Source organism: Neochlamydia sp. AcF95 (genome assembly GCF_018342455.1).
GTDB lineage: Bacteria > Chlamydiota > Chlamydiia > Chlamydiales > Parachlamydiaceae > Neochlamydia.
In genome coordinates this window covers 1-11,508 of sequence record NZ_JAEMUC010000060.1, presented here as the reverse complement: position 1 = coordinate 11,508, position 11,508 = coordinate 1, and the positions used below count along the sequence as shown (strand labels likewise).

Annotated in this window: 7 protein-coding genes and 2 pseudogenes; 4 read left to right on the top strand and 5 right to left on the bottom strand. The window is 36.8% G+C overall.

Going from position 1 to position 11,508, the window contains the following annotated elements; translation table 11 throughout:
* Both NEOC95_RS07425 and NEOC95_RS07420 read left to right on the top strand, forming a co-directional pair.
* The coding region (locus NEOC95_RS07425; protein WP_213152368.1) for a tetratricopeptide repeat protein at positions 1–4,407 on the top strand (4,407 nt) is incomplete at its 5' end.
* A 141-nt stretch (positions 4,408–4,548) separates the two neighbouring features.
* Positions 4,549–4,701, top strand: a pseudogene (locus tag NEOC95_RS07420) (helix-turn-helix domain-containing protein); the annotation flags it as partial.
* Positions 4,702–5,074: 373 nt separating this feature from the next.
* Here the strand turns inward: NEOC95_RS07420 and NEOC95_RS09535 are convergent.
* On the bottom strand, positions 5,075–5,200 hold the full coding sequence (locus NEOC95_RS09535; RefSeq protein WP_283248253.1) for a hypothetical protein: 126 nt from the start codon (positions 5,198–5,200) through the stop codon (positions 5,075–5,077).
* 100 nt (positions 5,201–5,300) lie between these two features.
* Here NEOC95_RS09535 and NEOC95_RS07415 point away from each other — a divergent pair.
* Positions 5,301–5,480, top strand: a pseudogene (locus tag NEOC95_RS07415) (IS481 family transposase); the annotation flags it as partial.
* Between the two features lie 122 nt (positions 5,481–5,602).
* Here the strand turns inward: NEOC95_RS07415 and NEOC95_RS07410 are convergent.
* The 4 genes from NEOC95_RS07410 to NEOC95_RS07395 all read right to left on the bottom strand — a co-directional run bounded on the left by NEOC95_RS07410 (position 5,603) and on the right by NEOC95_RS07395 (position 10,894).
* Entirely contained in the window at positions 5,603–9,250 is a 3,648-nt protein-coding gene (locus NEOC95_RS07410) for a tetratricopeptide repeat protein (RefSeq protein ID WP_213152366.1), read from the bottom strand.
* Positions 9,251–9,505: 255 nt separating this feature from the next.
* Positions 9,506–10,042, bottom strand: a complete 537-nt coding sequence (locus NEOC95_RS07405; protein ID WP_349305267.1) for an IS66 family transposase — start codon at positions 10,040–10,042, stop codon at positions 9,506–9,508.
* Between the two features lie 291 nt (positions 10,043–10,333).
* Positions 10,334–10,510 (bottom strand): hypothetical protein, encoded by a 177-nt coding sequence (locus tag NEOC95_RS07400; protein WP_213152365.1) that lies wholly within the window; start codon positions 10,508–10,510, stop codon positions 10,334–10,336.
* A gap of 51 nt (positions 10,511–10,561) precedes the next feature.
* Positions 10,562–10,894, bottom strand: a complete 333-nt coding sequence (locus NEOC95_RS07395; protein WP_213152364.1) for a DUF6444 domain-containing protein — start codon at positions 10,892–10,894, stop codon at positions 10,562–10,564.
* Positions 10,895–11,188: 294 nt separating this feature from the next.
* Between NEOC95_RS07395 and NEOC95_RS07390 the strand changes: the two genes are divergently transcribed.
* On the top strand, positions 11,189–11,508 hold a 320-nt coding region (locus tag NEOC95_RS07390), incomplete at its 3' end, for a hypothetical protein (protein WP_213152363.1).

The following is an 11,508-nucleotide window of genomic DNA, read 5'->3' as shown; positions in this document are numbered from 1 at the left end:
CATGATTCATCTTTAGACGAACAAGAAAGTATTAAAGGAAAGTTATCAAAAGTTGAAATTTTGCTTAGCAAGGCTTGCCAAGGAAAAACTTTAGAATTGTCCTTAATAGAAGAGCAATTTGAAAGCAATCGCAGAGAGTTAAAAAAGTTTAGGCAGGGAATAGAAAAGAAAATTCAAGCTTTCGGCTCGGATCCTTCACCAGAAGAAGTCAGAGAGCTTTACAGCGAGATTGCCGAATGGATGAAAGCTTTTTTTAAGAGTCTGGTAAATCAAGCTCAAGGAGTTTTAGGAGATGCGCCCTGTGAATATGCAATGATAGGCTTTGGTTCTTTAGCTAGAGAAGAGTTAACTCCTTACTCCGATTTAGAGTTTGGCATTCTTATACAAGAAGATACTTTTGCAAATAGAGATTATTTCAAGCGCCTAACAAATCTTCTTCACTTAAAAGTGATTAACTTAGGCGAAACGATTCTACCTGCTTTAAATATTCCCTGCATAAAAGAGGCTAATTTTTTCGATAGCGTTACTCCTAGAGGCCTTGCCTTTGATGGTGAAGGAGCAGAAGGAAAAGGCTGTAAAACTCCTTTTGGCAATCGCCAAACATTTGAGCTTATCCAAACTCCTGAAGAAATGGCGCAATATGTTGGCAAAGATGAAAAAGGCCACTGGTGGCATAAAGAAGAGCAGCATCTTCCTATGGAATTGCTAACCTTTACTCACCTGCTAGGCAACATTGAATTAACTAAAGCCTATAATGAAAAAATTCAAGAAGTGCTTAATATATCTTATCAAGGAAGCCTTGATCTGCGTCAGTATTTAGCCAAGCAACACCTGGTTCAATCAGATATGGCAACTTTTGAACCGGGCATAGGTTATTTAGAGAATCAAGGCATGCATTTTAAAGTTAAAAATGATTTTTATCGTTTTCCTCACTTAGCTTTGGACCGGCTAGCTCTTCTCTATAAAGTAGCAGCTTCAGATACATTTACTAGGATTGGTCAATTAAAAGAAAAAGAGATTTTAACCGAGTGCGCAACTGAAAAGTTAAAGGAATGGATGAGCCAAGCATTATTCATGCGCCTTAAGACTTATTCTCATTATCAGGCGCAACAAGAGATGATGAATCCCCTCCTTAAACCTTTTGGGTTTGAAGATCAAAATCTTATTAAAAAACAGTTTACCTTAGATCATACAGCTTTAGAAAATATAAAAAAAATCTACCAAACCTTTATTCCTTTCTATCAAGCTATTAAAGAATTCCTAGCAGACTATGAAGAAAGCCTCAAATTATCAGATTTAGAGGACAATTCTCCACAGACACAAGGGGATATAGCCCTAAGGCTTTTTCAACAAGAAGAGGCAAAAATGCATTACAAAGTTGCAAAAAAAGCAGATCCAAAAAATCCTCAGATTTTAAGCGCTCTTGGAATCATGTATATGGAAGGAGGAAATCTAACCAAGGCTGCAGGGTATGGCAACAGAGCTCTTTCTATCAACCTTAAGCGTTGGGGAGAAAATCATCCCATGGTGGCAAGAGATTATAGCAACCTAGGGCAAATTTACAAGGAACAAGGAGATTTAAGAAAGGCTGCGGAGTATGTTAAGAAAGCTCTCGCTATTGATCATAAGTTTCTTGGTGAAAATCATCCCAACGTGGCGGTTCGTTGCAATAATTTGGGACTAATCTACCGAGCACAAGGAGATTTAGCAAAAGCGGCCGAGTATACCCACAAAGCGCTTAACATTAACCTTAAGCTTTTTGGGGAAAATCATCCCACCGTGGCAATTCGTTTCAGTAATCTAGGCATGATTTACCAACAACAAGGAAAATTAGATAAGGCCTCTGAATATGCCGCCAAGGCTCTTGCTATCGATCTTAAACTTTTTGGCGAAAATCATTTTAATGTGACTAGAGATTACAACAACCTAGGAACAATATATGAAAACCAAGGTAACCTAGAAAAGGCAATTGAGTATAGCAAGAAAACGCTTACCATTGATCTTAAGCTTTTTGGGGAAAATCATCCCACCGTGGCAACTGATTATAACAACATGGGGAATGCCTACCTAGAACGGGGAAATTTAAACAAAGCGGCGGAATATTGTAAGAAAGCACTTGCCATCGATCTTAAACTTTTTGGCGAAAATCATCCCAAGGTAGCGATTTGTTACATTAATCTAGCACAAATCTACCAAGCACAAGGCAATCTAGAAAAAGCGGCTGAGCATGGAAAGAAAGCACTTGCCATCGATCTTAAACTTTTTGGTGAAAACCATTCCAAGGTGGCAAGAGATTACAGCACTCGGGGACAAATCTATCGAGAACAAGGCAAACTAGGAAAGGCAGTTGAGTATGCTAGAAAAGCTCTCATTATCGATCTTAAACTTTTTGGCGAAAATCATCCCACAGTGGCAGGATATTACAATAACCTGGGAAGGATCTACCTTGAACAAGGCAATCTAGAAAAACCAGTTGAGTATGTTAAAAAAGCTCTCACTATCGATCTTAAAATTTTTGGCGAAAATCATCCCACGGTGGCAGGATATTACAATAACCTGGGACAAATCTATCAAGAACAAGGCAACTTAGCACAGGCTTTTGATTGTACCCAGAAAGCGTTTGCTATTGACTTCAAGCTTTTCGGTGAAAATCATCCCACGGTAGCAATAGACTACAATAACTTAGCAACAATCTACCAAGAACAAGGCAATCTAGAAAAAGCAGTTGAGTATGTTAAAAAAGCTCTCACTATCGACCTTAAACTTTTTGGCGAAAATCATGACAGCGTAGCAAGAGATTATAACAACCTGGGAACAATCTATAAGGACCAAGGTAATATAGAAAAAGCAGTTGAGTATGTTAAAAAAGCTCTCACTATCGACCTTAAACTTTTTGGCGAAAATCATCCCATCGTGGCAACATATTACAACAATCTTGGACAAATATACCAAGCACAAGGGGATCTAAGACAGGCTACTATGCATGTTAAGAAAGCTCTTACTATCGGCCTTAAACTTTTTGGCGAAAATCATCCCACCGTGGCAGGATATTACAATAACCTGGGACAAATCTATCGAGAACAAGGTAATCTAGAAAAAGCAGTTGAGTATGTTAGAAAAGCTCTCACTATCGACCTTAAACTTTTTGGCGAAAATCATCCCACCGTGGCAACATATTACAACAATCTTGGACAAATATACCAAGCACAAGGGGATTTAAGGCAAGCTACTAAGCATGTTAAGAAAGCTCTCATTATCAATCTTATGCTTTTTGATGAATATCATCCCAAGGTAGCAATAATCTACGCTAGCTTAGGAACAATATATCTTAGCCGAGAGGCTTTAGATCAAGCTGAAAACTATGGAAAGAAAGCCTTTACTATTAATCTCAAGCTTTTTGGAGAAAACCATTCCAAGATGGCAGAAGATTACAATAATCTAGGAGCAATCTACAAAGCCCAAGGAAATTTAAAACAGGCGGAAGACTATGGTAGGAAAGCTCTCGCCATTGGCTTTAAGCTTTTTGGAGAAAATCATTCCAAGGTGGCAGGATATTACAATAACTTGGGAACAATTTACCTGGAACAAGGCAATTTAAAAAAGGCAGCTAAATATATTAAGAAAGCTCTTGCCATTAATATTAAACTTTTTGGTGATAATCATTTCACTATGGTAGCAATTTACAATAACTTGGGGACAATCTACCAAAAACAAGACAATCTAAAAAAGGCGGTTGAGTATGGCAATAAAGCTCTTACTGTTAACATTAAGCTTTTTGGTGAATATCACCCCCCTCTAGCAGTAATTTACAATAACCTGGGAACAATCTACCAAGAACAAGGAAATTTAAAACAGGCGGAAGACTATTTTAAGGAAGCTCTCACGATTGACATTAAGATTTTTGGCGAATATCATCCCAAGGTAGCAAGGCGTTATAATAATGTAAGTATAATCTACAAAAAACAAGGCAATTTAAGTAAAGCGGCTGATTACAAAAAGAAAGCGCTTGAAACTGATATTAGGCATTTGGGTATAAATCATATTGAGGTGGCTTTGGGTTATGATGCGTTAGGGGTACTATATAGCAAACAAGGAAATTTAGAACTAGCAGCTATGTGTATTAATCAAGCGCTAAAAATCAACCTTAGATTATTCGGTGAATATCATCCTATTGTAGCATTAAGTTATGAGAATCTAGGATCACTCTACCAAGAACAAGGAAATTTAGGACAAGCAGCAAAGTTTATCAATCAAGCGCTAAAAATCCATATTAGTCTGTTAGGAGAAAATCATCGTACTGTAGTTAAAGGTTACTATCGTCTGAGCCAAGTATACAAAACACAAGGAGATTTACCAAAGGCGGCTGAATATGCAAAAAAAGCACACCGCATTAAGCTTAAACTGTAATAGACAGGACTTAATCTGACATTTGTGATAAAAATAAAGGAAACACGATTTATAAGTCGTGAAGCTTGAAGCCCTGTTGCTCATTAAAAGGGATAGCAGGAAAATTGAAGTGAGCGACTTAAACCAATAAGGAGTGTCAAAATGTCAAATTTAGCAACTCATCAAAAAGTTATAAAAAATAAACTTGGTGTTTTAAAGCTAGCTGAAACATTAGGAAATGTATCCCAAGCGTGTAAGATGATGGGATATTCTAGAGATAGCTTTTATAGGTTCAAAGAACTTTATGAAACAGGGCTTCAAGCTTCGCGACTTATAAATCGTGTTTCCTTTATTTTTATCACAAATGTCAGGTTAAGTCCTGTCTATTACAGCAGATTAACAAATAACTGAGATGGTTTACACAGAATAATTGACAGTCTCTTTTTTTTTGAGTGATTTCTTAATTTCATTTCCTGAGCCTTGGCTTCTTGTTCATTTACTTGATGCTTTGCCCAATCCTCAAGGCATTTTTTCCCTAAGCCTCTAACTTCGGGAATAAGAGCAAATTCAGCATCATCCGCCACTTCTATTCCTTTAACTCCTTCGGTAATATCTAATACGCTTTTAAAAAACTTAGTCTACATACCCACCCCTCTAAAAGATGTCTCTCTGCTTAACGAAAGGGATTTTATGAAGTATAGGAGTACATAAGGAGTAGCTCAAAAGCGTATAATAATTCTTTAATGGATTCTAATAAGCTGGGATGATTCTTTAAGCGATTAAATACTTTATTAACTTCTTCTTCGTTAAGCATATGCAACCTCCTTTTGCTACGCTTTCAGTATGTATCAACCCTTCCTTATCTTGCCAACACTTTCAATTACACCCCTTTTAGGAAGAAAGTGTTTAATAATGTTGAAGAATTACAAGAGGATGTGGATAAATGGATGAATGAGTATAATAACGAGAGAACACATACAGGAAAGTATTGTTTCGGCAAGACGCCTTTACAAACATTCTTAGATGCCAAACATCTTGCGCAGGAAAAGATGTTAGATAAGTTACAACTGACAGAAAGAGTACCTGCCAGGTAACCCATGTTTGTCAGGTTAAGTACTATCTAGGACACTTTTTATCGGCAAGGAAAATCTATTCTAGATTTTCTAGAAGGTGCTATCCATGCCGCTCGTACTAAACAACCTATCCCTTCTGTTAACTAAATCTTCTTATATCCCGTGGCCGTTTGCCTTATTTTTATATAATAAGCCTCTATAAAGAGGGCTAGCAGATTATTAAGGAATGCAATTACAGTTGGATGATCTTTTCCAAATAAACGGTAGGCGATTTCAAGGGCTTTACTAGAATGCTCAAATGCTGTAACTAAATTGGATTGCTTTTGGTAGATCATTCCTAGGTTGTTGTAAGCTCTTGCTACATCGGGATGATTTTCACCAAACAGCTTAAGGTTGATAGCAAGCGCTTTGTGAATAGACTCTGCCGCCTCATCTGAATTGCCTTGTCTTTGATAAATGCTTGCCAAGGAGTTGTAAATTATAGCTACGTTGGAATGATTTTCACCAAAAAGCTTAAGGCAAATGGTGAGGGCTTTCTTAGTATATTCAGCCGCCTGTACCAAATTGCCTTGTTCTTGGTAGATTGTTCCTAAATTGTTGTAATCCCTTGCCGCATCGGGATGATTTTCACCAAAAATCTTAAAGTTAATGGATAAGGCATTCTTGGCACATTCTATAGCTTTTTCTAAATTCTCTTGATTCCTATAAATTATTCCTAGTTTATTATAATCTCTTGCCACATTTGGATGATTTTCACCAAAAAGCTCGCGGTCAATGTCTAGGGCTTGATTGGTACGCTTAGCTGCTTTCACTAGTTTTCCTTGTTCTTTGTAGAGCGTTCCTAAATTAATGTAGTAACTTGCCACAGCTGGATGCTTTTCACCAAAAATTTTAAGGTCAATCGCTAGTGCTTTCTTGACGTACTTAGCTGTCTTCCCCAATTTTCCTTGGCTTTCGTAAAGCATTCCTAAATTGTTGTAATCTTTTGCTACATTAGAATGATTTTCACCGAAAATTTCAAGGTCAATGGCAAGCGCTTTCTTAAAATGCTCAGCTGCCTGTTTCGCCTTGTCTTGTTTTAGGTTGATCATTGCCAAATTTGTATAGTTTTTTGCCACGGTGGGATGATTTTCACCAAAAATCTTAAGGTTTATAGCGAGTGCTTTCTCGATGTAATCAGCCGCCTTCTCTATCTTTTCTATATTTTTTTGCTCTTGGTAAACCATCGCTAGGTTGTTGTAATCTCTTGTCACCTTAGGATGATTTTCACCAAAAATCTTAAGGTCTATAGCGAGTGCTTTCTTCATGTAATCAGCCGCCTGAACTAAATCTTTTTGCTCAAGACAAATTGATCCTAAGTTATTGTAGCAAATTGCTACCATGGGATGAAATTCGCTAAAAAGCTTATGAGTAATACTAAGTGCTTTTTGAGTATATATGGTGGCCTGTTCTAAATTTCCTCGAGATTTATAGATCTGTCCTAGATTACTGTAGCGCATTGCCACCGTAGGAAAATCTTCACCAAAAAGCTTACGGTCGATATCGATAGCTTTCTGAGTATATATGGCCGCCTGATCTAAATTCCCCTGCAAATGGTAGAGGGTTCCCAGATTGTTATAATTGCTTGCTATAGTGATATGAATTTCTCCAAAAAATTTATGATCAATTTCGAATGCTTTTTGAGCATATATAATAGATTTATCTACATCTCCTTGATCTTGGTAGATAGTTCCTAGGTTATTGTAAATCGCTGCTACGACGGGATGCTTTTCTCCTAAAAGCTTAAGATCAATATCGAGTGCTTTCTTGATGTAATCGGACGCTTTTTTTAAATTACCTTGAGATTGGTAAATAAGCCCCATAGCATGTAGTGCACTTGAATTTTCTGGGTTATTTTTAATCGCTAAGCTGTATAAATCTTTGGCTTTTTGATGTAGATGGAGCCTTAAAGCTATATCTCCTTGAGTTTGTAGTGAGTTGTCCTCTAAATCTGATAATTTAAGGCTTTCTTCATGACCTCCTAGAAAATTTTGCACAGTTTGATAGAAAGGAATAAAGATTTGGTAAATTTTTTCTATCTTTTCCAGAGCTTCATCATCTAAAGCAAACTGTTTTTTAGTAAGGTTTGGATCATCAAATCGAAAGGGTTTAATCAGAGGGTTCATCATCTCTTGTTGAGCTTGATAATGAGAATAGGTCTTAAGGCGCATAAGTAGCGCTATGCTCATCCATTCGTTTAATTTCTTTGCTGCATTATTTTTTAGAATGCCTTTCTTTTTTAATTGCTCAATTCTAGAGAACGTATCGGAGACCGCTATTTTTTTAAGAAGAGCCAGGCGGTCTAAAGCCAAATGAGGAAAGCGATAAAAATCATTTTTAACTTTAAAAAGCATGCCTTGCCTTTCTAAATTGTGCATGCCTGGATAAAAGGTTATCATATCCGCTTTCAACAAATGATGTTTGGCTAAGTACTGGCGCAGATTAAAGCCTTCTGAATACGAGATCTTTAGTTGCTCTTGGATTTTTTTACTATATTGCTTAGTTAATTCATGATTACCTAGCATATGAGTAAAGGTTAAAAGCTCCATGGGAAGATGCTGCTCTTTTTTATGCCACCACTGGCCTTTTTCATCTTTGCCAATATATTGCGCCATTTTCTCAGGAGTTTGGATAAGTTCAAATGTTTGGCGGTTCCCAAAAGGAGTTTTACAGCCTTTTCCTTCTGCTCCTTCACCATCAAAGGCAAAACCTCTTGGCGTAACACTATCGAAAAAATCAACCTCTTTTATGCAGGGAATATTTAAAGCAGGTAGAATCGTCTCGCCTAGGTTAATCACTTTTAAGTGAAGAAGAGTTGTTAGACGTCTAAAATAATCTCTGTTCCCAAAAGTGTCTTCTTGCATAAGAATGCCAAACTCTAAATCGGAGTAAGGGGTTAACTCTTCTCTAGCTAAAGAACCAAAGCCTATCATTGCATATTCACAAGGCGCAGCTTCTAAAACCTCTTGAGCTTGATCTACAAGACTTTTAAAGAAATTTTTTATCCACAAGGCAATCTCGTGGTAGATTTTTTGGACTTTTTCAGGAGAAGGATCTAAGCCGAGAACTTGAATTTTCTCTTCTATTTCATCCCTAAATTTTTTCAATTCTTTTCGGTTATTTTCAAATTGTTCTTCTAACAAGGACGATTCTAAAGTTTTTCCTTCGCAGGCCTTACTAAGCAAAATTTCGACTTTTGATAACTTTTCTTTAATACTTTCTTGCTCGTCTAAAGAGGCATTATGTAGGGCATAATTATAAAGACCTGCTGCTTGAAGGAGCGTTTGCTGCGTTCCTTTTATTAAATAGATATCGCCTAGTTTTTCTATACATAATCTTGTCTGAATAGGATCTTCTTTTAGGATAGCAAGTTTTAAAGTGCGGGTGTAGTTCTCTTCCAGCCTATCTGCCGATAAAAAATTATGACTACCATCAATCGAAAAAGGGTTTTGTTTTAAATGACTTGAAAGCTTGTCGAGATAAGGGTGCAGTTTCTGAGGGTGATAGAGCTGCAAAAATTTGACGTTATTAGGCATGTACTGTTTAAACACTCGAGCACAACTTCTCACCTCAAGGATCTTTCTTAATTCATCTTCAGTTAAGCTGCTAAAAGAATGAAAAATCTGTTTGAAAATTTTTAAAGGTAGAGTTGCCAAAGGATTAGATGGGTCAAAAGTGTTATCTTTTGCTATAAGGAGCGAATTGTTGTTAGTGGCTAATATAGTAGAGCTGTGCGTCTTCTCTAAATTCATTCGCTTGTCCTTTTTCTTAGGCTGGCTTACATTTCAAGGGGTAGAGAGTTGTTTATAATCCTATTACACCCTTACATTTTTAAGAAGGTCGAAAAAAATTATTTTTCATTTTTTATATAAAAGTAAAATTAAAAAGGCAATTTTTATATTTTTAAAATATAAATGACTAATTAAGAGGTGCTTAAAAACAGATTGTTTATTTTTATCCTGGATAGAGCTTAAAAATGTAAGCGGTCACGGGATATAAAAGGTTTCTTAGATAACAGAAGGTATCGGTTGCTTGATATGAGCGGCATGGATAGCATCTACTAGAAAATCTAGAATAGATTTTCCTTGTCGATAAAGAGTTTTGATAGAGCTATGCAGCGCTCCCCTCCATCTTTTGCTATAGGTAGACTGGTTATCTAGGCATAACTTACGTACAATGGCTAGATTTTTTAAAGATTCTTCGGCAGCATTATTGATCATAGGGATAGCAGGATCTTTCAAGTAAGCATGGAAATGTTTGATCTGTTTTAAAAGCTTTTGGCAAAACTTCCGCAATTTCTTGGTGCTACTCCAGCACCCCAGTTCTTGCAATTCTTCTTGTATATAACGCCAGTTAAGATACCCATACTGCTGCCAAGTAGATTGGCTAATTTGTCCTTTTTCTAGACGATGCTTATCTTTAGAAAGCTCTTGCAAGGTATCATATAGGTTTCCTAAACGCTGTATATCTTCTAAAGATATATTGGGCTGTTCTGCTTGCCCTTGTATGTTACGGATTAGATGAGCTAAACAATATTGTTTGATCTTTACCTGAACCTGATGAATAGCTAGACCTCGATCACTTACTAAGCAATGAATCTGCTAACCGAGTAGCGCCTTTAGAGTAGTGCCATTTTGATAGGATTTTCATGCATAAGCAATCACATTTCCTACACGTAGTACTAGCAAATGTTCGTTAGTGGCGGCATGACGCCAACTCGTCGCATCTATATGCAAAGGCTGCTGTGCGGTAAAAACTGCTTTAACGAGTGTTTCATAAGGCGAAGAAAGTAAGGCAGCGGTGCGAGCTTTAACTTTAGAAATGAAACCTTGGCTTCAAACCACATTAGGCAACAAGGCACTAATCATGGTGCGCACGGCACGAGGACCTTGGGCATGTTGTCCCATCAGCAAATTAATAAAGCCTTCCAGCCTAGGACCGAGAAAGAATTGCTCATTTTCTTTAAGTTCAGGCCATGTTTCTAGATGGCAGCAAGGGCATCTGCTCGTCACTAAATCTATTTGATGCACCGAAGGTTTAATTTCAGGAAGTTCGATCTGCTGTCATGAAAAAAGCTTATCAGTCGCCTGCATATCTGAGTGGCAGTGTGGACAAACTTTCAGGCAACACACCTTGTGTGAGGTAACTGCACTAGCAGGTAATAGTTGACGGCTAGCACCAGGATGATAAGGTCGATTTTCTGCTTTAGGTAATGATGAACGATTAGCTTTTTGATCCGTTGATGGTGGCTTGGAACTATTCTTAGAATTTTGATTAAGCTGCTCTTCCAACTGAGCAATGTGCGCTTCAAGCTTGTTAATTACCTTTTCTAATTTATTTATCAACGCTCTTAGCTCTGCATTCTCTGTAAGTAGCTGCTCATATGAAGGTTGCATACTATTCCATATATAATTAAGCAAATATAAACTCTAAAAATTATTTTATTTATCAGAAAATAACTGGCAACCCCCGTGACCGCTTACTTAAAAATAAACAATCTTTTTTAAGAACCTCTTATTTAGCTGTTTATATTTTAAAAACATAAAAACTGCCTATTTAATTTTACTTTTATATAAAAAAAATGAAAAATATTTTTTTTACAGTCCCCTTAAAAATGTAAGGGTGTAATAGGATTATAAACAACTCTCTATCCCTTGAAATGTAAGCCAGCCTAAAAGAAGGACAACCGAATGAATTTAGAGAAGACGCACAGCTCTACTATATTACCCACTAACACTAACTCTTTTCTCATAACAAAAAATAATACTTTTGACCCATCTAATCCTTTAGCAACTCTACCTTTAAAAATTTTCCAAAAAATTTTTCTTTCTTTTAATAATTTAAGTGAAGACGAATTAAGAAAAATCCTTGATGCAAAAAGCTGTGCCCGTGTGTTTAAACAACACATGCCTAATAATGTCAAATTTTTGCAGCTTTATCAGCCTCAGAAGCTACAATTCTATTTTGACAAACTCTCAAGCCATTTAAATAAAAATCCTTTTTCGATTGA